Below are 20,637 nucleotides of genomic sequence, written 5' to 3'. Positions count from 1 at the left end.
GTGAAGGGCCGCGATCCGCTCCGCGCACCGCCGGGACATCACTCTTCCGGCCGCACGAACACGGGCCGTCCGGCCACGACCGTGCGCAGGCACACGGGGAGCCGGGCGCCCGGCGACAGGTCGGGCAGGCCGGGCGTGCCGGAGCGGGGGTCGGTCGACCAGCGGGCCACCCGGTCGTCCGGGGCCTGCACCACCAGCTCGGAGGTGCGCCACACCGCGTAGTCCGCGGGGGCGCCCGGCACCAGGGTGCCCGCGTCGTCGCGGCCGACGGCCCGCCAGCCGCCGCGGGTGTGCGCGGTGAACGCGGCGCGCACGGAGACGCGGTGCTCGGGCGTGCGGTGGAAGGCGGCGGCGCGGACGGTCCCCCACGGGTCGAGCGGCGTGACGGGGCTGTCGGAGCCGAACGCCAGGGGCACACCGGTGCGCAGCAGGGCCGCGAAGGGGTTGAGGGTGCGCGCCCGGTCGGCGCCGAGGCGCTGGACGTACATGCCGTCATCGCCGCCCCAGAGGGCGTCGAAGGCGGGCTGGACGGACGCGGTGAGACCGAGTTCGGCGAAGCCCGCGATCGTCTCGGGCGTGAGCATCTCGGCGTGCTCGACACGGTGCCGGGCGGCGCGCACGCGCGCGAGACCGACCTTCTCGGCGGCCGCCCGCATGCCGTCAACCACGGAGGCCACCGCGGCGTCCCCGATGGCGTGGAAGCCCGCCTGAAGGCCCTCCTCCGTGCACGCCACGACGTGGGCGGCGATGTCGGCGGCGTCGAGGTAGGCGGTGCCGGTGTGCGCGGCGTCCTGGTCGGCGTACGGCTCGTGCAGGCAGGCGGTGTGCGAGCCGAGGGCGCCGTCGACGAAGAGGTCCCCGGCGGCGCCGAGCGCGCCGAGCTCCCGGGCGCGCCGGACGTCGCGCTCGGCCCAGTAGCCGACGACGCGCGGCCCCGGCTCCTCGGCGGCGAGCCGCAGCAGTCCGGTGAAGTCGTCCTCGTCGGAGATCTCGGGGCCCGCGCACTCGTGCACGGAGCCGATGCCGAGGGACGCGGCGTGCCGGAGGGCGGCCCGCTGGGCCTCCGTGCGCTGCAGCGGGGTGATCGCGCCGAGCGCCGCGGCGCGCACGCCGTGGTGGGCGTCGGCGGTCAGCGGGGCGTCCGGGTGGTAGCCGGCGCGCTCGGTGACGCCGGGCACCAGGTCGAGGAGCGCGGTCGTGACCACGGCCGAGTGGACGTCGATGCGGGAGAGGTAGAGCGGCCTGCCGCCGGTCGCCTCGTCGAGCTCCGCGCGCGTGGGCGGGCGGCCGCCGGGCCAGCGGGCGGCGTCCCAGCCGTGGCCGAGGAGGACGGTGTCGTGCGGCCGCGCGGCGGCGTGTTCGCGTACGAGAACGAGGGCGTCGGCCAGTGAGCGGGCCCCGGTCAGGTCCAGGCCCGTCAGGGCGAGCCCGGTGGCCGTGGTGTGCACGTGGGCGTCGGTGAACGCCGGGGTGACCAGCGCGCCTTCGAGGTCGACCACCTCGTCGACACCGTCGGCGAAGGAGTCGGCGGCGCCCTCGGAGCCGACCCAGGCGACGTGCCCGCGTTCGACGACCATCGCAGTGGCGAACGGGTCGGCGGGGCTGTGGATGTCGCCGCCGCGCAGCAGCACGGTGCGGTGGTTCTGCGGATCCTGGGCAGGGAGGTGCCGAGGGTCCTGCGGGGTGTTCCCGGGGGTGGTGCTCTCGCTCATGGGACCAGTCTCGCCCCTGCCGGCGGCGGGCCGGCGCGGGGGTCACACCTGGGGCGGGCGGGCCTCGTACGGAGTCGAGAGGACGACCGTGGTGCGTGTGGAGACGCCCGCGAGGGCGCGCAGGCGGCTGAGCAGGTGCTCCAGCTCCAGCGGAGTGGCGACGCGGACCTTGAGGATGTAGTTCTCGTCGCCGGCGACGCTGTGGCACGCCTCGATCTCCGGGACGCCCGCGAGCCGTTCCGCGATGTCGTCGGGGGCGCTGGGGTCGAACGGCTTCACCGAGATGAACGCGGTGAGCGGCAGCCCGACGGCCTCGGGGTCGACGACCGCGGCATAGCCGCGGATGACGCCCCGCTGCTCCAGGCGGCGCACACGCTGGTGCACGGCCGACGTGGACAGGCCCGTGGCCTTGCCCAGGTCGGTGTAGCTCATCCGCCCGTCCTTGACGAGCAGCTGCACGATCTGTCGGTCCAGCTCCTCCATGCGCCGAACCTACAGGGCTCTTGATCTCGTCGGATACCTGAGGGCCGGCTTTGCGGGGCGGGCAACTCCATTTGGCATGTGACGAACGCCACACTCTCGTGACCGTGTCCGAAGGGATGCAACGATTACCTCTACGACGGGACGGGAAGTGCTTGCTGTGGTCGAGGCCGCAGCGCCTTGTCGGCCCACCCGAGGGGGAGATTCCCATGCAGAATTTGAAGCGCCCCGGCCGGTCTGTCCGCGCCAAGCAGCAGCCGGCCGCAGAGCCCGAGCCGGAGGGCGTCGAACCGGCGGACGCCTTCCTGGACGCCTACGACACTTTCGAGATGTACCGGGTGAACTGCCCCGACTGCGAGCAGCCCATCGCACTGCTCGCGGACGAGGACGTGCTGCCCGAGCACGCGCTGTGCCCCACTCCGTGGAATCCGTTCGGTCTCACGGTCTGCGCCGGCACCGGCCGGGCGGCCACCGATGCCACGCCCGCCGACGAGTCGATGGAGGTTCAGGAGCAGGACACCGCCCTGCTGTTGACGCTCCCTCAGGGACTCGACTGGCGGACCCAGCCGTTCTCGCACGTGGGCGGCCCCGGCTCGCAGCCGTTCCGCGTGCCGCGGCAGCAGCGGCCCGCCGCCTGATTCACCAGTAGGTGCCCTGCACCATGGCGGCCAGGCTGTCGTGGTGCAGGATCAGAGCGTCCGCGGCCGCCGCGCTTCCGGGCACGGCGGCCTCGCCGAAGTGGACCTGGCGGTAGGCGACGCGCAGCATGACGATCGCGTGCCGCAGCGCGGCGTACAGCGTGTAGAAGTCCATGTCGCGCGGCGTGTGCCCGGTGAGCAGGGCGTACGTCGCCTCGACGCGGTCGCGGCGCAGGAAGTCGGGCAGCCCCGGCTGGCCGGAGCTCACCGTCAGGTCCTGGAAGAAGCGGTGCAGATAGACCGCCCAGCCGAGGTCGACCTCGCGCGGGGCGAGCGCCGCCATCTCCCAGTCGAGGACCGCGGCGGGCTCGAAGCCGTCGTAGACGATGTTTCCGATGCGCGCGTCACCCCAGTTGAGGACGGCGTCCCCCTCGTCTCGGGGCCACAGTTCCTCAAGGCGGTCGAAAGCGCTCTCTATGACGGGTGAGCGGGGCAGTCCGCTCACCACCCAGGCGTAGTAGGCGCGTTGGGCCGTCACGTGGCGGCGCAGCGGGCTGCCGTCGCCCGGGAGGGAAAGGAACTCCGCGGCGCCGGGCGGCACTTGGTCGTGCAGCCGCGCGATGACGCGGACCGACGCCTCTTCGAGGTGTGCGCGCTCGGCGTCGGTGGCGGCGTGCAGCCAATTGCCTTCGTACGTATAGGGCATGACGTCGGGCGGTACGCGTCCCTCGACGCGCTCCATGACGAAGAAGGGCGCGCCGAGCGGGCCCGGGTCCTCCTCCAGCCACAGCACGCGCGGCACCGGCAGGTCGGTGTGTTCGGCGACGAGTCGCATCGTGCGGTACTGGCGCGGCATGTCGTAGACGGGGAAGATCGTGTACGCCGCCGGGTCGGCCGCCACGCGCAACGCGCAGCGTTCGATGGGTGGTTGGGGGTGCTCGACGGTGAAGAGCAGGGTCTCGCTGGACATGCCGTTGGACTCGGGCACGGTCACGTCGACGGCTTTGGCGCCGGGCAGCCGGGTGTCGAGCCAGGCGCCGAGGCGGCGGGCGAGGTCTTCCGGGTCGCGGGTGGTGGTGCGGGGGCGGGGTGCCGTTGCCATGTCCGTGCTCCTTCGTCCGGCCCGGGCCCTCAGGGCGCCACGGAGTCGAATCCGGTGAAACCGCTCGGGTCGTGGCGGCCGAAGCTGCCGTGCTCGAAGATGCCGTACCCCGTCCGCCCGTTGAGGGTGAAGCGCGCGGCGTGGTCGACAACGCCGTACGCGGCGAGCGGGTGGGCGGCGGGGTCCGACAGGTCGTAGGTGCGGCGGTCGGTCCAGCCGCGGCCGCGCCAGGTGCCGTGCTGCCAGTCGTCGGCGGGCGGATATCCGGCACCGACGGCCAGGGGCAGCGAGGCGAGCACCTGCACGCCGAGCTCCAGGGGCTTGCGGTCGTCGGGGTCGGTGAGGTGGATGACGGCGCTTTCGGGGTGGCGGGTGCCGGAGCGGTAGGTGATGTCGGCGTGGGGCCAGCCGAGTTGGCGGTCCGGCACGTCCGGGCGGACGAGGGTGGCGTCGTTGAGGGTGCGGTAGCCGTCCGCGTCCTCCTGGGAGATGACCATGAGGAAGCGGTCGTCGAAGCGGACCGGACACCAGATCCAGTGGAAGCCCTCGGTGGCGAACTCCTCCTCCAGGCGCCCGCGTTCCTCGCCGGGAAGGGGCCGTACACCCCAGCTGCGGTCACGGGTGGCGGTCCACTCCCCCGCCGTGACGGCGATCTCGTCGCCGCCCGCGCGGATCGCCCCGGCGGGCCGGCCCGCCTGCACGAAGCGGCGTCCTTCGAGGGTGAGCCGGCCGCCCCGGCGCTGGACATGGTGCGGCTCCCACAGGGCGGGGAAGTCGGCGGTCCAGGTGAGGTCGTACGAGAGCGAGGCGGGGTCGTCGGGGTCGGCGGCGCACCGCAGACGGAGGCGGCGGAGCGGTTCGTCGACGGTGATGTCCAGCGGGCCGACGCGGAGGTTCATGCGGTCCTCGCCGAGCGCGTCACTGGCGCGTACGGCATGGAGCGTGTCCCCTGTGTGCAGGGTCGCGTACGCGTCGATGACACCGGTGTTCGGGTAGACGCCGAGCCCGAGGATGAGCAGGGCGCGGCCCCGGTGGTCGAAGAGGTGGAAGATGCACCGGTCGTAGGCGTTGCGGTCGCCCGTCGCGACGTGCTTCATCGACAGGGGAACCTGGTGGACGGGGTACTCGTCGAGCGGGACCGGACGGTCGTCTGCCACGGCAAACCTCCCTGGTCGCACGGCAGTTCAGGGTGGCGGGAGGCGGTGGTCCCTCCGGCGCGGAGTTGACGGTACGTCAGTTCACGGAACGGAGCCATACGCGTGCCGAGCCGTTCGCGGGACGGAGCCATACGCACGCCGAAGCGTTCGCGGGACGGAGCCATACGCGTGCCGAGCCGTTCACGGGATGCGGGTCGTACGCCTGCCCGAGCCTTCACCGCCCCCTCGGGCACGCCGTGAACAGACGCCCTATTCGCCTGGGCGGTGACTTCGCCGCGACAGTGCGCGTTGCCCTGGTATGACCCCTATGGAAACGGGCGCGGACTCGGGCCCGACGCACCTTCCCACCGGGCGGCGACGGCGCACCCTGGTGACGCTGTCCGCCGCAGAATCGGTTCCCCGACGACCTCCGGATCCCCCGCAGCACCAGGCGCAGCACCAGCAGCAGCACCAGCAGCCGGGGCCGCCCCAGCCGCAGCAGCACGTGTACCAGCAGCCACCCCAGCACCTACACCAACAGCCGCACCAGCAGCCACATCAGCAGTACGGGCAGACGTATCAGCCCTACCAGCCGCCGCACTTCCCCGATCCGCACTTCCAGGACCCGCCGATCTACCGCGCCCTGCTCCACCACTGGGCCGACCGCGGCCGGACCCTGCCCGGGCACCACGACCCGGAGTGGGCCCGGCTCCTGGCGCCGCCCGTGCACCGCGGCCAGTTCAGCGCGAGTCGGGACCCGCGAGGTGACGTGCGATGACCATGCGCTGGATCTGATTGGTGCCCTCGACGATCTGCAGCACCTTGGCCTCGCGCATGAGGCGCTCCACGGGGAAGTCCGCGGTGTAGCCGTACCCCCCGAGAACCTGCACGGCGTCCGTCGTCACCTTCATCGCGGCGTCCGTGCACAGCAGCTTGGCCATGGCCGCCTGCTTGGCGAACGGCCGCCCCGTGTCGCGGAGCCTGGCCGCGGCCAGATAGAGCGCCCGGCCCGCCTCGATCTGCGTCGCCATGTCCGCGAGCATGAAGCGCAGCCCCTGGAAGTCCGCGATGGGCCTGCCGAACTGCTTCCGCTCGGTGGCGTACGCGACGGCCTCGTCGAGGGCCGCCTGGGCCACCCCGATCGCGCAGGCCGCGATGCCGAGCCGCCCCGAGTCGAGCGCGGAGAGCGCGATGGCGAAGCCCTGGCCCTCCTCCCCGATGCGGCGGGAGTCGGCGACGCGCACCCCGTCGAAGTGGATCTGGGCGGTGGGCGAGCCTTTCATGCCCATCTTCTTCTCGGGCGCGGCGGCGCTCAGACCTTCTGCGTCGCCCGGCACCAGGAAGGCCGTGACACCGCGGGCGCCCTCGCCGCCCGTGCGGGCGAGCACGGTGTAGAAGTCGGCGACGCCGCCGTGTGTGATCCAGGCCTTGGTGCCGGTGATGACCCAGTCGTCACCGTCCCTGACGGCCTTGGTGCGCAGCGACGCCGCGTCGGATCCGGACGCGGGCTCCGACAGGCAGTACGCGCCGAGCAGGCCGCCGCCGAGCATGGCGGGCAGGTGGTCGGACTGCTGCTCCTTGGTGCCGTAACCGGCGAGCGCGTGGCAGGACAGGGAGTGGACGCTGACGCCGAGGCCGACGGTCAGACGTGCGGCGGCGAGCTCTTCCAGGACCTGGAGGTAGACCTCGTACGGCTGGTCGCCGCCGCCGAACTCCGAGTCGTACGCCAGCCCGAGCAGGCCGGATTCGGAGAGCAGCGTGAAGACCTCGCGGGGAAAGCGCCCGGCGTCCTCTTCCTCGGCCGCCCTCGGGGCGATCTCGCGCTGGGCGATGTCCCGGACCAGCGAGAGCAGATCCCTGGCCTCATCCGTGGGCAGCTGACGCTCCACCGGCTGCGTGATGTGGTCGGGCATGACGCTTTCCTCCCTGTGGGGCTGCGGCGGACGCCCGCGCTGGGTGGGGCGGCGCCGCCGGGAAACGATGCCGAGCCGGGGTCTCCTTCCGGGTCTCGGAAGCAGCTGACCAGCGGCTGTGGCGCGTTGAGTATGCCCGATCGGCGGCAGCCCGTCACTAGTTAACGACCGCTTACTCAAAACATAGCCGAAGATCACCATCGCAGGCAGGATTGGTCCGAACCATTGACCGCACTGGTCTAGTCCTCCTACTGTTCCTTTCAACGACTTAACGCGTTCATGCCAAGTCGCACGCGCAGTTCCACGGCACCACTTCCCCCTCCCGGTTTCCCCCCACGAGGAGACACGATGCCCAGACCGCACTCCCCTCGCGCCTCCTTCCGGGCGCTCATCGCCACCGCCTGTTGTGCCGTCCTCGGCGCGGGCCTGCTGGCCGGGGCCGGCAGCGCCGCCGCCGAGCCGGACAAGGGCGCGGGCACGAAAGCCGCCACCCAGCAGCAGGCCGCCGCCGGCTCCAAGGTCGTCGGATACTTCACCGAGTGGGGCGTCTACGGCCGGAACTACCACGTCAAGAACGTCGAGACGTCCGGCTCCGCCAACAAGCTCACGCACATCAACTACGCCTTCGGCAACGTCCAGGGCGGCAAGTGCACGATGGGCGACGCCTACGCGGCGACCGACAAGGCCTACACCGCCGACCAGTCCGTGGACGGCGTGGCCGACACCTGGGACCAGCCCCTGCGCGGCAACTTCAACCAGCTGCGCAAGCTGAAGAAGAAGCACCCGAACCTCAAGGTCCTCTGGTCGTTCGGCGGCTGGACCTGGTCGGGCGGGTTCACCGAGGCGGCGAAGAACCCCGCGGCCTTCGCCCAGTCCTGCTACGACCTGGTCGAGAACTCCAAGTGGGCCGACGTCTTCGACGGCATCGACATCGACTGGGAGTACCCCAACGCCTGCGGTCTGACCTGCGACACCAGCGGGCGCGCGGCGTACAAGAACCTGATGTCGGCGGTCCGTTCGAAGTTCGGCAGCAACAACCTGGTCACCGCGGCGATCCCGGCGGACGCCTCGGCCGGCGGCAAGATCGACGCGGCCGACTACGCGGGCGCGGCCCAGTACGTCGACTGGTACAACCCCATGACGTACGACTACTTCGGCGCCTGGGACGCGAAGGGCCCGACCGCCCCGCACTCGCCGCTGACCTCGTACACCGGCATCCCGAAGGCCGACTACAACTCCGACGCCACCATCAAGAAGCTGAAGGCGCTCGGGGTTCCGTCCCAGAAGCTGCTGCTCGGCCTCGGCTTCTACGGCCGCGGCTGGACGGGCGTCACACAGAAGGCGCCCGGCGGCACCGCGACGGGACCGGCCGCGGGCAAGTACGAGCAGGGCATCGACGACTACAAGGAACTGAAGACCAAGTGCCCGGCCAACGGCACGGTCGGCGGGACCGCGTACGCGCACTGCGGGAACAACTGGTGGAGCTACGACACCCCGGCGACCATCGCGGGCAAGATGAACTACAAGAACCAGCAGGGTCTCGGCGGCACCTTCTTCTGGGAGCTCAGCGGAGACACGTCCAACGGTGAGTTGATCAAGGCCATCAACTGACCTTTCGACTCAGCATGTTGAGGGGGCGGGAGCCGGCGGGCTCCCGCCCCTCTCGCGTGCGCACGCTCAGGGGCGCGCCGGCGCGGGGTACGACGGCTCGAAGTCCTCGATGACCCGCAGCGTGTCCCCGAGCGTCCGCACCAGGAGCGAGCCGACCGTCTCGCGCGACAGGCCCCGGCGGCCGATCCAGTCGAGGGTGACACCCTCCACGCTGCACAGCCAGCCGAGCAGGGCCGTGCGCACCAGCTGCGGAATGTCCTTGCGGCCGTACGCCCCTTCGGCGATCGTCCCGATCAGCGCCTCGCGGACGCCGTCGCGTATGGCGTGCACCTCGGCGTCGAAGCCGACACCGCCGCTGATGATCGTGCGGTACGCCGCCTGGTGGTGTTCGGCGTAGCGCAGATAGCCGTCGACGGTGCGCTGCACCCGCTCCACGGGCGGGAGGTCGTCGTGGCGTCCCGCTCGCGCGACGAGGTCCGCGACGGAGTCCTCGATGATCGCCAGGTAGTAGCCGCGCTTCGACTTGAAGTAGTAGTAGATCAGCCCCTTGGCGACGCCCGCCTGCTTCGCGATGTCGTCCATCGACAGGGCGTCGTAGGACGTGTCGGCGAACAACTTCCGTCCGATGGAGATGAGTTCGGCACGACGTGCCGCCGAGCGGTCCGTTCCGCGCTGTTGACTATTATTCAATTTCGGCCCTAGTCTCCAACTGCCTCGGGATCGTCCGCAGTATGGCAGACCACTGCCACCCGCCGGTTCGGCTCCCGACGGCCCCACGCACTCCCCTTACGCACGCCTACGGACGCGGAACGACGTACGGGAGGAAACAGTGAACGCAAGCCGCACCGCGTTACGCGAGGGCAGAACCTCCTGGAAGAAGACGGCCGTGGTGGCCCTGCCGGCCGTCCTGGCCGTCGGTGTGATGGCCTCCGTGATGGCCGAGGGCGCGCTCGCCGCGTCCTTCGCCGTCTCCGGCACCAGCTTCCAGGTGTCTTCCGGCAAACTGACCAGCCAGGGCCTGTCCTCGTACGTACAGACGGACCGGGACATCGACGGCAAGGGGCACCCGGTGGCGCTCCTCGGGATCGGTGACGCGACCCTCTCCGACATCTGCCAGGCCGCCGAGGTCAAGACCCCCCTCGGGCCCGTCGTGTTCAAGCTGACGGCGGGCGGCGACGCGGGTAACGTCACCGCGAGCAACCTCATCATCGACGGCGAGGACCTGACCGGCGACGCCCGCTTCGGCACCGCGCAGATCGGCCGGGACGCCTCGACGCTCGACGAGGTCCCCGGCATCAAGGGCGAGAGGGGCAAGTTCGGGCTGCAGGCCGGGGACATCACCGTCTCCGGGGTGAAGTCGAACGCCTGGTCGGCGACCGGCGGCAACTTCCGACTCAAGGGCATGCGGGTCGACGTCAGCCTCGGCGGCAAGAAGTGCTTCTGACCGGCGGCGGCAGAAGGGGCGTCAGACCCTTCCGGGGCGACGGCGGCGGCTGGCTCGACCGGCGGCTGCCGTGGCCCGACCAGCGCCGGGCCGTCCGCAGATGGCGGCGCACCCGGCCCTTCTGGGGCGGGCTGCTGCTGATCCTCGGCGGCGCCGAACTGCTCCTGATCCCGCTCTCCCCGCTGACCGTCCTCGTCAGTCTGGGGCTCGGCGGGATCGCGGCGCTCGGCATCGGGATCGCACTGGTCGTAGCGGGGCTCTTCCTGTGGCTGCTGCCCCACACGCACCACTACGTGAGCGTCAACGCCCTGATCCTGTCGGTGCTGTCGTTCGCGGCCACCAACCTCGGCGGGTTCCTCGTCGGCATGCTGCTGGGCATCGCGGGCAGCGCCATGGGGTTCGGCTGGACGCCGGTGCCGGAGGACGCCGAGGAGGATCCGGCGCGCCCCAAGGTGCGGGACGGGCAGGGCACGCGGACGCTCGGGGTGCTGCTGCCCGTGGTGATCGTCGCGGGCATCGTGAACGGCAGCCCGGCGAAGGCGGCCCCCGCGGAGTCGATCGTGGCGGCCAGGACCCCGCCCACCATCACCACCACGCTGTTCGCCCCCCAGGGCTTCATCGTCGCGGGCGTCCGCGAGATCCCGACCGCGGACGGGCCGCTGAAGGTCATGGTGCTGCGGATGAAGGCCGCCTCGCTCACCGACTACCGGCTCAAGACGCGGGACGGCGGGCGTGAACTCGCCCTGGGCGCCGACACGTTGGACCTCAGCGGCCAGGTCACCCTCTATCTGACCAAGTTCAAGGGGTGCCTGGAGGGCATCCTCTGCCTCACGTTCACACCCGACAAGCTGCCGGTGCCGCCCGTCGTGCCGCCGTTCATCTTCATGACGGACGTGAGCGCCGAGCAGGCCCTGGTCACCTCGGACTCGATCGTGGCGGGCGGGCTGACGTTGAAGGCCACGGCGTGAAGGCCCTCAGCACGAACCTCAGCACGAAGGGTTCGGCATGATCCAGATCCAGGCGGCCCTGTTCTGGGCGTACGCGGCCGGTGCCACGTTCGCCCTCTCGGCCGGGCGGCAGCTGCAGGTGTGGGAGCGGATCAACGCGGGCGACGGCCCGCGGACGCGCAGCCGGGCCGCCAATCCCTATCTGGCGCTCACCGCCCTCTTCGCCGCCGTCCTGATGGTGCCGACGGGCCTCTTCCTGCTGTGGCAGAACCCGTCCTGGTCGACCATGCACGTGGCGGACGGCCACGAAGGCGTGTGGGCGGGGTTCGTGCTGTTCTACGCGGGCGGCATCCCGGTGGCCGCGATCCTCGGGTTCCTGGTGGCGCAGGGGCTGGTGCTCGTGGGGGCCGGCTACTGGGCGTACCTCCAGTGCGTCGGCGGGTACTTCCTGCTGTTCGGGATGTTGGTCCACGGGTGGGACGGCAGGGGTTACGAGCGCTTCTTCTCACCCGGCGCCGAGGATTTCGCCGACTGGCCGGGGGACAGCGTCGTCAACCACGTACTGGACTTCGTGACGTCCGGGACGTTCCTGGCGCTGCTGCTGTTCGGCGCCGCGGTGATCGGCACCATGCTGGTGACCGAGATCGGCTGGCTCATGGAGGGCTGGTCGCTGCCGGGCGCCGACGAGGACCGCAAGGTGCCGAGGCTCCTGGGCATCGCCATCGCGGCGGCCGGGGTGTACGGGCTGCCCTTCGTGGGCGCGCTCTTCGCGAGCGTGCTGGTGCGCCTCGTCGGCGGGTGGCTCGGCCTCCCGCTGTTCACGGTCGTGGCGGGCGTCACACTGCTGCACCGGCGCTCGCCGGTGCGGTGGCTGTACGGCCTGGTGGGCGTGCCGGGGCGGCACTGGCGGGCCGGCCTCGACGAGGCCGGCGGTCAGGAGAGCGAAGACTCGGGCGGCCGGGAGAGCGAGGGCTCGGGCGGCCGGGAGGGCGACGTCACAGCAGACCGGTCTGGGTGACGAGCATCGCGAGGACGACGACGAGGGTCCAGCCCGCGAGGTGCTCCAGGAGGGTGGGTCCGTCTTCGTCGGGGCCGCCGGTGCGGGCCTTCGCGCGGACGGCGGTGGCAGAGGTCGCGGTCATGTCTTTCTCACTGACGTGTGGTGTGGCAGTACTCCCCCGCAAGGTCCCGGGCGGTGTCTGCGCCTCCACGGAACCCCCTCCACCTTGCCAGCCGGAAGCCCTTTTGCGGGCGAGACCTTGGTCACCCCGCAACTCGGACGTCATGCCGCGCGTCTAACCCCGGACGGCGGGGTCGTCTCCCCCGTCCGTCCGCCCGTGCACCGTACGACCCCGTACGACCGAGAGGTTTCCGATGAGCACGAACCGGACGACGTCCCGCCCGCGCCGCAGGGGCCGGCTCGCCCTCGCGGCCGCGGTCACCGCCGCGGCCGCCCTCACCGCACCCGTCTCGCAGGCCGCGCCCGCCTCCCGGGCCGCACCGGTCGGCGCCGAGAAGCCGTCGCCGGGCGCGCCCGGCCTCGGCGACCCGATGTTCCCGCTGGACGGGAACGGCGGGTACCAGGTGGAGCGCTACTACCTGGACTTCGACTGGCAGGCGCCGAAGACGCCCTTCGAGGCGACGACGACGATCAGGGCCCGGTCCACCCAGGCACTGTCCCGCTTCAACCTCGACTTCGGTGGCAACACCCTGCACGAGGTCACCGTGAACGGCTCAACGGCGGGCGCCTCGCGCGCGGGCGACGAGCTCACGGTCACGCCCAAGTCCCCGCTCGCCAAGGGAAGTTCCTTCACGGTCAAGGTCACGTACACCGCCGATCCGACGCAGACCCGGCACCGCGACGACGCGATCGAGGACTACGGCTGGATACCCACGCCCGACGGCACGGTGGTCTATCCCCAGCCGAACGGTGCCCGGTTGATCTTCCCGGCCAACGACCACCCCAGCCGGCGTGCGCCGATCACCTTCCGCATCACCACACCGAGCGACCGCACGGCCGTCGCCAACGGCAGGCTGGTCTCGCGCGTCGAGCGCCCCGACGGGCGGGTGCGCTGGACGTACGACTCCGAACAGCCCCTCTCCACACAGCTGGTGCAGCTGGCCGTCGGCAAGTTCCGGCTGGTCGACAGCGAGGGGCCCGGCGGGCTGCCGCTGCGCGACGTCGTCCCGGACGAACTGGTCGAGCCGACGGCCGCGTACCGCGCACTCACCCCGGACCACCTCAAGTGGCTGGAGGAGAAGCTCGGCCCCTACCCCTTCGACCGCTACGGCCTGCTGGTCGGCGACACCGACCTCGGCGTGGCCCTGGAGACACAGACCCTGTCGCTCATACCGAAGGCGGACCTGCTCGGCACCCGGGTCGACGCCGAGCGGAACATGGTGCACGAGCTGGCCCACCAGTGGTTCGGCGACAGCGTGGCCCTCAAGAGCTGGTCCGACCTGTGGCTGAGCGAGGGGCATGCCCGCTTCTACGAGAGGGAGCACTCCGAGCAGCACGGCGGGGACAGCTTCGAGGCCGCCATGAAGACCGCGTACCAGAACCACGACATCTGGCGCCGCGACTTCGGCCCGCCCGCGGAGCCGACCGAGCCGAACCTGTTCAAGCGCATGCGGTACGACGGCTCGGCCCTGGTCCTGTACGCGCTGCGCGAGCGGGTCGGCGACGCGACGTTCCAGAAGATCGAGCGTGCCTGGGTGAGCGGTTTCGCGGGGCGCGCGGCGAGCACGCGGCACTTCGTCGACCTCGCGTCGAAGGTCGCGGGCGAGGATCTGGAGGGCTTCCTGAACCCCTGGCTGTACGGCTCGAAGACGCCGCCGATGCCGGGGCACCCGGACTGGGTGGTCGACCCGGCAACAAGTGGATGATCCCATTCAGTACTGAGTCGCGCCTTCCGCCCTTATGCTCGCGGTCGATCTCCAGGGGGGAGATCCAGAAGATCATGGGAGGGGAACGAACATGACCGGAGTTTCCAGACGCGCCCTGCTGGGCTATTCGGGCAGCGCCGCCGCGGGAGCGGCCCTGGCGTCCGCGGGGACGGCCGCTGCCGCCGACGGCCCGGCGGGCGAGGGGGCCACGGCAGGCGAGAGGGCCGCGGCGGTCCAGGCCGCCGACCCGAACGTGGACGTCGCGAACGGGACCGAGTTCCGCGGGGACGCCAGCATCGGTGACATCGACGCGAGGATGGAGATCTCGTTCAAGATCAACATCGAGAACGCGCCGGCGGGGAAGCAGATCACCCCTACGGAGATCGCGAACGCTCTCAACGAGATCGGCATGTCCCGCGGCTGGCCCAAGGTGACCTTCTACTACACCACCTCGGCCCCGCTGAACTGATCGCGGGACACGTCCGAGGTGCCCGAGATGCGGCTTTTCGCCGCCCCTCTTAGCGTGGGGGCATCCCCGACCAAGAGGAGCCGTCATGGGCGACAGCGCCATGGACAAGGCAAAGGGCAAGGCCAAGGAGATGGTGGGCAAGGCCACCGGCAACGACCGCAAGGCGGCCGAGGGCAAGACCGACCGGGCCAAGGGCAAGGCGAAGGGCGCGGCGGACGACATGCGCGAGAGGGCAGAGGGCGTACGCGACTCGCTCCGCGACCGCGACGACCGCTGAGCCGACGCGTGTGCCCGTCCCCCACGTGGAGGACGGGCACACGCGCGTCGCCGACCGCCGCGACCACCTCCCCTACAGGTGAGATCCACATCCCCTGGAGCCGCGGTAGGGCCGCGGGCCTCCGGCCATGCACGCTGGCTAGGCTTGTGACACGCGCTGTGAATGCGCTGATGCCGACCTGCGGGCGACGTGAAGGGGACGGGCAAGTGCAGCCGGACGGGCAAGTGCAGCCGGACGGGCAGGACTTAGCGGGCCGGACGCCGATGGGTGCGGCCTGGCGGACGGTCGTCGAGGGCGTCACGGGCTCGATGGCCTACATCGCCGACGAGCACTGGAACGTGGTGGCCTGCAACGACGAGTTCAGGGCCCTCTTTCCGGCCGGCCGGCCGCCGTCCAACATCATGCGGTGGATGCTCCTCGACGATCAGGCCCGGCACGATGTCCTGCTGAACTGGGCCGAGGACTGGGCGCGCGGCGCCTGCCCCGCGCTCCGGCGGGCCGTCACGAACCGCCCCACCGACCCCGCGCTCATCGACCTGGCGAACGACGTCCGGCGCGACCCGCTCGCGGGGCCCATCTATCTGGCGACCGCGAGCTCGCACCCCCTGCACCCGGACGGTGCCGTGCGCCAGGTCAACCACGCCGCGAAGGGGCCCGGCTGGGTGATCGCGTCCGCCGCCAGCCCTCTGCCGGAGACGGACACGCTGTTCGTGATGATGCAGTACCGGCCGGGCACGACCCGCCCCCACCAGCCGCCGCCCCTGAGCACGAACGCGCGCTGACGAAGGCCCGCCGACGAACGCCTGTCGGCAGGCGTCCGCCGAGGAGCACCGGTTCAGCGGATGCCGACCGCGGCCAGGGCGCTCCGCTGGCGCGCGGACAGTGTCGTCGGGAAGTACAGGTAGCAGACGCCTCCCGTGCCCGACACCACCTTTCCGGTGGAGTTGTAGCGCTTCGTCCGCAGCCAGATGTTCTCCCACTCGCGCCTCTTGTAGACGCGGCGCACCTCCGCATTGCTGGGCGACGCCGGGTCGTTGGCGATCACGTCGCCGTCCGCCGTGAAGCCGATGACGGTCATGAGGTGGCCCGCCGTGCCGTAGCCCGCACCCGTCAGCTCCTCCTTGAGGAACGACTGGGACGTTATGGCCGGGATGCCCGCGGCGATCAGCGACTCCAGCTCCGTCAGCGAGGCGAGCCGGGTCACCACGCCCTGGAGATCCTTGTACGTCGAAGCGTAGGCGGCGTTGAAGGGCCAGTTGCCGCAGCCGTTGTACTGGTAGTCGAACGTGAAGCGGGCCGCGTGGCAGACCTGCGGGTCGGCGTAGGAGGGGTCGACCCAGGCCAGGTCCTCGGCCGTCGGCTTGCGCCCCCAGTACTCGATGATCATCTGCGAGGAGGTCGGGCTGCACCAGGCCTCGCCGCCGTTGTCGTACTCCGGGTACTGGCCCTTGTGAATGTCCTGCGAGTAGCGCGGGACCGTCAGCTCCTTGGCGAGGCCCGGCTGCGACGCGGGGACCGTGAAGCGGTCGGGGACCGCCGAGGCCATCGCGCCGAGCCGCCAGACCGTGGGGGTCGCGGTGGTGTCCGGCTCGCGGTGGAGCGTCAGGCGCAGCCGGTACGAGACGACGCGCAGGCCGGTGGTCGTGTCGTCCACGGCGAGCGTGTCCGTCCAGACGGTCGACTTGTCGTCGGTCTGGTCGTCGACCGAGGTCCGCCGGATGTCGGTCTCCGTGTCGTCGCCCGAGGTCCAGCGGCCCATCACGTACCAGGGCGTCTCCGTCCCGTCGGAGTACGTGCCCCGCAGCTCGACCTGGAGCCAGGTCCCGGCGGGCGTGTGGGCGTTCCAGGACGCGATGAGCTCCGTGGCGGGGACGGTGGAGCGGTGCGCCGGCGAGGTCCACCGGGCGTACTCGTAGGTGGTGGTCCTGCCGGTGTGCGGGTCGGTGTAGTCGGTGCGGCCCGCGGGCTTCGCGATGCGCAGGCCGGGGCGGCCGCCGGTGACGACGGCCGTGCCTTCCGCGGTGCCGGTGCGCCAGTCCTTCGACGAGGTCCAGAAACGGTTGTCCACGAAACGGTCCGCGCGCGGTGCGCGGCCCTGGGCCGCCGGCGGGCCCGCGGCCAGGGCGGGTGCGGCGGCCGCCGCGAGGGCCGCCACGGCGGCGGTGGTGGCGGCGGTGGCGAGCACGGATCTGCGCGACACCCCGTCACCACGGCCGACCGCGTCCGCCCCGCCCCCCTTGCCGGGTCGCTCCGCCCGGCCTGCTTGGTCCGCCTGACCTGCTTGGTCCGCTCGGCCGACTCGGCCTGCTTGATCCGCTGGGCCTGCCTGGCCTGCTCGGCCGACTTGGTCTGCCTGGACTGCTCGGTCCGCTCGGTCTGCTCGGTCCGTCTGGCCTGCTTGGTCCGCTCGGCCTGCCTGGCCTGCTCGGCCGGCTCGGTCTGTCTGGTCTGCTGGGTCCGCTCGGCCTGCCTGGCCTGCTCGGCCGGCTCGGTCTGTCTGGTCTGCTGGGTCCGCTCGGCCTGCCTGGCCTGCTCGGCCGACTTGGTCTGCCTGGACTGCTCGGTCCGCTCGGTCCGCTCGGTCTGCTCGGTCCGTCTGGCCTGCTTGGTCTACCTGGCCTTCCCAGCCTGCTTGGTCCGCTCGCCCTGCCTGGCCTGCTCGGCCGGCTCGGTCTGTCTGGTCTGCTCGGTCTGCTCGGTCCATGGGAGGGACCCCCAGTCGACGTGGTTTCCGGTGGGAGCCGGAAGGGTCGGGTCAGGTGCACGGAAGTGGGCCAACTATGGCCGGTCACGGCCGACTTCTGCCAGCGCTTCGGGCACTGTCGCGCGCAACAATATTGGCCTCAACCAATGGCATGACCTGCGGCGGCGCGCGGAACACATCCTTCCGCAGTCGTACCCTTGTCCGTGATGACCGGACACCCGCCCACCCCGCTCCCCCGCCTCGCCGACACCTTGCGACGCCTGCCGCCCTCCTGCGGGCTCGTCCGCCTGGTCGCCGTGGACGGGCACGCGGGCTCCGGCAAGTCGACGTTCGCCCGGCGCCTCGCCGAGGCGTTCGGCGGCGCGCCCGTCCTGCGGCTCGACGACATCGCGAGCCACGCGGAGCTCTTCGACTGGACGGAGCGGCTCTGGCGGCAGGTGCTCGGGCCGCTCTCCCGGGGCGAGACGGCGCACTACGCGACGTACGACTGGAACGAGCGCCGCTTCGGTCCCGCCGACGAGCCCCTGCCGCCCGCGCCCGTGGTGATCGTCGAGGGCGTCGGGGCGGGCCGCCGGGCGCTGCGGCCGCACCTCGCCGCGGTGCTGTGGATGGATGTGCCGCACGAGGAGGCGTGGCAGCGGGGCCGTCGGCGGGACGGGCCGGTCCAGAGTGACTTCTGGGACGGCTGGGAGCCCGAGGAACGCCGGCACTTCACTGAGGACCCCTCCAGGCCCTTCGCGCACTTTTTGGTACGACAGCGCCCAGAGGGATACGAGGTACTTCAAGGGCCCGGTGTGACGCTGACAAAGGCCTGAGCCGTCACGCAGAGTGAAGGACCGTGGGCGGTCCGCTGAACCTCCGGAAAACCGCTTCCAGTTGGTCTCACGAGTTTTCGCCAGTGCCCCAACTATGCTTGACCCAGGGCCCTTACAGGACTTACGTTCTGAATGTGCGGTGTTGCGACACCGCCCGCAGACGCGAAGCCCCCGGTTGTTCCCCCGTGATCGGGGGCTTCGTTCTGCCCTCGGAGCCCGATTTCCGACCGCCGCGTGCCGCCATCCGCTCACCCTCGGTCACCATCGGGCCACGCTCCATCGGCCCTTTCCGGCCGATCCGCCGGTGCGGCACCCTACGGCCCACCGCTCCCCCGCAGGTACGATGCATATCGGTGCGCCTTTTCGGACGGCTGCTCTGCGCATCGAATCAACTCCCGTCCGCAGCACAGTGGTTCAGGCAGTGGTTCAGCGCGGTGGTTCAGCGCAGTCGCCGGCGGGCACCGGTCCGGCGGTACGCAAACGGGGGCACGGTTTGTGGGGGACCTGATGGACTTCGACGCGGTGGGCTCACCCGCCCCGGCCGACCTCGCCTGGCTGAGGGGCGTCGACGCCTACACCATGGGCGCCTATCCGCAGGCGGAGGAGGAATTCCGGACGGCGGTGCGGATGGACCCCGGGATGGCCGACGGCTGGCTCGGGCTGCACGCACTGCGCATCGACACGACGACGGCGTTACTGCGGATGTTCCAGCACCGGGACCGGTTCGGGGAGCAGCGCACCCGGCACGCGCGCGCCCTCAACTCCTGGTACTGGCTCGGCTGGTGGGTGCAGCCCGTCCTGGAGAGCACCCGCGACCTGCTGCTCGCCCACGCCTCGCACTGGCTCGACGGCCGCCATGTCCCGGAGCTCGACCGGGCGTTGGCGGGGCTGCCGCCCGTCGACGCCGATCCGCAGGTGCGCTTCCTGCACGCCTGCCGCTCCTACCTGGTCAAGGACTGGGAGCAGTTGGTGCGCCACACGGACCCGTTGATCGACGACCCGATGCTGGGCATCGAGGCCGGGCTCTTCGGAGGCATGGCCCGGGTCCGCCTGGAGACGTACGGCCAGGCGGAGCCGCTGCTGGCCGCCGCCCTCATGCGCTGCCGCAGCGAACAGCCGCAGCGCAAGGAGCTGCGCTACTGGCTGGCCCGCGCGCACGAGGGCACGGGACGCTCTGCGGCGGCCCTGCCGCTGTACCGCGCGGTGCACCGGGTCGACGCCTCTTTCATGGACACCTCGGCGCGGCTCGCGGCGATCTCCGAGGGCGACGGGTACGACGAGGCGGCCGACCTCGCCGCCGCGATCAGCCTGACCGGGGCGGGCCAGGACGTGCTGGAGGGGCCGGACGGCATCGACGTGCTCTTCGGCACGGAGGGGCGCGACGTGAAGGTCACCGACCCCGAACCGCCGTCGGGCAGCGGCTCCTCGACCACCAAGAGCCCCGCTGGCCCCGGAGGGCCCGGCACTCCCGGCGCGCCCACCGGTCCCACCGGCCCCGCCAGTCCCTCCAACTCCTCGATCCCCTCCGAGGCCGACACCGTCCGCGAAAAGGCGATCATCCCCATCAAGGCGGGCCCCGCGCAGCTGCCCCCGGGCCCCACCGACCCCGCACTCCTGGAGGCCGCGCTCTCCGAACTGGAGGGCATGGTGGGTCTGGAACCGGTGAAGCGGCAGGTCAAGGCGCTCTCCGCGCAGCTGAACATGGCACGCCTGCGCGCCGCGCAGGGCCTGCCGGTGCAGCCGCCGAAACGACACTTCGTCTTCTCCGGCCCCTCGGGCACCGGCAAGACCACCGTGGCCCGCATCCTCGGCCGCGTCTTCTACGCGCTCGGCCTGCTCGGCGGCGACCACTTGGTGGAGGCCCAACGCGCCGACCTGGTCGGCGAGTACCTGGGCCAGACCGCCGTGAAGGCCAACGAACTGATCGACTCCGCGATCGGCGGCGTCCTCTTCGTCGACGAGGCCTACTCCCTCTCCAACTCCGGCTACGGCAAGGGCGATGCCTACGGAGACGAGGCACTCCAGGTCCTCCTCAAGCGCGCCGAGGACAACCGCGACCACCTCGTCGTCATCCTCGCGGGCTACCCGGAGGGCATGGACCGGCTCCTGGCCGCCAACCCCGGCCTGTCCTCGCGCTTCACGACCCGCGTCGACTTCCCCTCGTACCGCCCGCTCGAACTCACCGCCATCGGCGAGGTCCTCGCGGCCGACAATGGAGACGTGTGGGACGAGGAGGCGCTCGAAGAGCTGCGCTCCATCAGCGGGCACGTCGTCGAGCAGGCGTGGATCGACGAGCTCGGCAACGGCCGCTTCCTGCGCACGCTGTACGAGAAGAGCTGCGCCTACCGCGACCTGCGGCTCTCCGGCTACCCCGGCGAGCCGGGGCGCGACGACCTGTCGACCCTGCGGCTGCCCGACCTGATGCAGGCCTACGGAGAGGTGCTTTCGGGCCGGGGACCGCAGGACACCCCGGGGACCTGACGGCCCCGGGGCGCCCCCGCTC

The 20,637-nt window shown here is 71.5% G+C and carries 20 protein-coding genes; 12 read left to right on the top strand and 8 right to left on the bottom strand.

The genetic code is table 11. The features are described 5' to 3' along the window. Window positions 1-38 precede the first annotated feature (38 nt). Window positions 39-1,712, bottom strand: coding sequence for an amidohydrolase (locus tag AB0H82_RS21215; RefSeq protein ID WP_362994873.1), 1,674 nt, complete (start codon window positions 1,710-1,712; stop codon window positions 39-41). Window positions 1,713-1,754: 42 nt separating this feature from the next. Further along, a complete protein-coding gene (locus tag AB0H82_RS21210; protein ID WP_030789227.1) occupies window positions 1,755-2,195 on the bottom strand; it encodes an Lrp/AsnC family transcriptional regulator in 441 nt (146 codons plus the stop codon). Window positions 2,196-2,401: 206 nt separating this feature from the next. On the opposite strand from AB0H82_RS21210, the gene AB0H82_RS21205 reads away from it, so the two are divergent. Next, entirely contained in the window at window positions 2,402-2,830 is a 429-nt protein-coding gene (locus tag AB0H82_RS21205; protein ID WP_362994870.1) for a hypothetical protein, read from the top strand. Between the two features lies 1 nt (window position 2,831). Here the strand turns inward: AB0H82_RS21205 and AB0H82_RS21200 are convergent, their stop codons facing one another. After that, window positions 2,832-3,932: a phosphotransferase family protein gene (locus AB0H82_RS21200; RefSeq protein WP_362994868.1), complete on the bottom strand. Its 1,101-nt coding sequence runs from the start codon at window positions 3,930-3,932 to the stop codon at window positions 2,832-2,834. Between the two features lie 29 nt (window positions 3,933-3,961). Further along, window positions 3,962-5,089 (bottom strand): hypothetical protein, encoded by a 1,128-nt coding sequence (locus tag AB0H82_RS21195; RefSeq protein ID WP_362994866.1) that lies wholly within the window; start codon window positions 5,087-5,089, stop codon window positions 3,962-3,964. A gap of 298 nt (window positions 5,090-5,387) precedes the next feature. Between AB0H82_RS21195 and AB0H82_RS21190 the strand changes: the two genes are divergently transcribed. Further along, complete coding sequence (locus tag AB0H82_RS21190; RefSeq protein WP_362994962.1) at window positions 5,388-5,846, top strand: hypothetical protein; 459 nt, start codon at window positions 5,388-5,390, stop codon at window positions 5,844-5,846. Here AB0H82_RS21190 and AB0H82_RS21185 read toward each other — a convergent pair. Further along, a complete protein-coding gene (locus tag AB0H82_RS21185) occupies window positions 5,809-6,981 on the bottom strand; it encodes an acyl-CoA dehydrogenase family protein (protein WP_362994864.1) in 1,173 nt (390 codons plus the stop codon). The two genes, AB0H82_RS21190 and AB0H82_RS21185, sit on opposite strands and share 38 nt — an antisense overlap. A gap of 348 nt (window positions 6,982-7,329) precedes the next feature. Here AB0H82_RS21185 and AB0H82_RS21180 point away from each other — a divergent pair, with 348 nt between their 5' ends. Further along, on the top strand, window positions 7,330-8,592 hold the full coding sequence (locus AB0H82_RS21180; RefSeq protein WP_362994862.1) for a glycoside hydrolase family 18 protein: 1,263 nt from the start codon (window positions 7,330-7,332) through the stop codon (window positions 8,590-8,592). Window positions 8,593-8,658: 66 nt separating this feature from the next. On the opposite strand, the gene AB0H82_RS21175 is transcribed toward AB0H82_RS21180, so the two are convergent. After that, on the bottom strand, window positions 8,659-9,282 hold the full coding sequence (locus AB0H82_RS21175; protein ID WP_362994860.1) for a TetR/AcrR family transcriptional regulator: 624 nt from the start codon (window positions 9,280-9,282) through the stop codon (window positions 8,659-8,661). 139 nt (window positions 9,283-9,421) lie between these two features. Here AB0H82_RS21175 and AB0H82_RS21170 point away from each other — a divergent pair, with 139 nt between their 5' ends. Genes AB0H82_RS21170 through AB0H82_RS21160 form a run of 3 tightly spaced genes read left to right on the top strand, consistent with a single transcriptional unit; the run spans window position 9,422 to window position 12,001 of the window. Further along, the gene (locus tag AB0H82_RS21170) at window positions 9,422-10,036 is read left to right on the top strand and encodes a DUF6230 family protein (protein WP_362994858.1); all 615 of its coding nucleotides are present in this window, start codon (window positions 9,422-9,424) and stop codon (window positions 10,034-10,036) included. Next, a complete protein-coding gene (locus AB0H82_RS21165; protein ID WP_362994960.1) occupies window positions 10,033-11,004 on the top strand; it encodes a DUF6114 domain-containing protein in 972 nt (323 codons plus the stop codon). The genes AB0H82_RS21170 and AB0H82_RS21165 overlap by 4 nt, the downstream gene beginning before the upstream one ends. A gap of 37 nt (window positions 11,005-11,041) precedes the next feature. Beyond that, window positions 11,042-12,001, top strand: coding sequence for a hypothetical protein (locus tag AB0H82_RS21160; protein ID WP_362994856.1), 960 nt, complete (start codon window positions 11,042-11,044; stop codon window positions 11,999-12,001). On the opposite strand, the gene AB0H82_RS21155 is transcribed toward AB0H82_RS21160, so the two are convergent. Next, the gene (locus AB0H82_RS21155; protein WP_362994854.1) at window positions 11,979-12,125 is read right to left on the bottom strand and encodes an SCO1431 family membrane protein; all 147 of its coding nucleotides are present in this window, start codon (window positions 12,123-12,125) and stop codon (window positions 11,979-11,981) included. The genes AB0H82_RS21160 and AB0H82_RS21155 overlap by 23 nt on opposite strands. 232 nt (window positions 12,126-12,357) lie before the next feature. On the opposite strand from AB0H82_RS21155, the gene AB0H82_RS21150 reads away from it, so the two are divergent. The 4 genes from AB0H82_RS21150 to AB0H82_RS21135 all read left to right on the top strand — a co-directional run bounded on the left by AB0H82_RS21150 (window position 12,358) and on the right by AB0H82_RS21135 (window position 15,397). Then, entirely contained in the window at window positions 12,358-13,869 is a 1,512-nt protein-coding gene (locus AB0H82_RS21150) for a M1 family metallopeptidase (RefSeq protein ID WP_362994852.1), read from the top strand. 91 nt (window positions 13,870-13,960) lie between these two features. After that, window positions 13,961-14,338 (top strand): hypothetical protein, encoded by a 378-nt coding sequence (locus tag AB0H82_RS21145; RefSeq protein ID WP_362994850.1) that lies wholly within the window; start codon window positions 13,961-13,963, stop codon window positions 14,336-14,338. A gap of 85 nt (window positions 14,339-14,423) precedes the next feature. Beyond that, complete coding sequence (locus tag AB0H82_RS21140; RefSeq protein WP_362994848.1) at window positions 14,424-14,615, top strand: CsbD family protein; 192 nt, start codon at window positions 14,424-14,426, stop codon at window positions 14,613-14,615. Between the two features lie 206 nt (window positions 14,616-14,821). After that, window positions 14,822-15,397 carry a hypothetical protein gene (locus AB0H82_RS21135; protein ID WP_362994847.1) on the top strand — a complete coding sequence of 192 codons (576 nt, stop codon included), beginning with the start codon at window positions 14,822-14,824 and terminating at the stop codon, window positions 15,395-15,397. A 53-nt stretch (window positions 15,398-15,450) separates the two neighbouring features. Here AB0H82_RS21135 and AB0H82_RS21130 read toward each other — a convergent pair whose 3' ends face one another. After that, a complete protein-coding gene (locus AB0H82_RS21130; protein ID WP_362994845.1) occupies window positions 15,451-16,815 on the bottom strand; it encodes a peptidase C39 family protein in 1,365 nt (454 codons plus the stop codon). A 710-nt stretch (window positions 16,816-17,525) separates the two neighbouring features. Here AB0H82_RS21130 and AB0H82_RS21125 point away from each other — a divergent pair. Beyond that, the gene (locus AB0H82_RS21125) at window positions 17,526-18,134 is read left to right on the top strand and encodes a hypothetical protein (RefSeq protein WP_362994843.1); all 609 of its coding nucleotides are present in this window, start codon (window positions 17,526-17,528) and stop codon (window positions 18,132-18,134) included. 507 nt (window positions 18,135-18,641) lie between these two features. Beyond that, window positions 18,642-20,615, top strand: a complete 1,974-nt coding sequence (locus AB0H82_RS21120) for an AAA family ATPase (RefSeq protein WP_362994841.1) — start codon at window positions 18,642-18,644, stop codon at window positions 20,613-20,615. The last annotated feature ends 22 nt before the right edge of the window (window positions 20,616-20,637 follow it).

This window comes from Streptomyces sp. NPDC050732 (genome assembly GCF_040654255.1).
Lineage (GTDB): Bacteria > Actinomycetota > Actinomycetes > Streptomycetales > Streptomycetaceae > Streptomyces.
The sequence above is the reverse complement of the archived record's forward strand: the minus strand, read 5'-3'. Positions and strand labels throughout refer to the sequence as shown.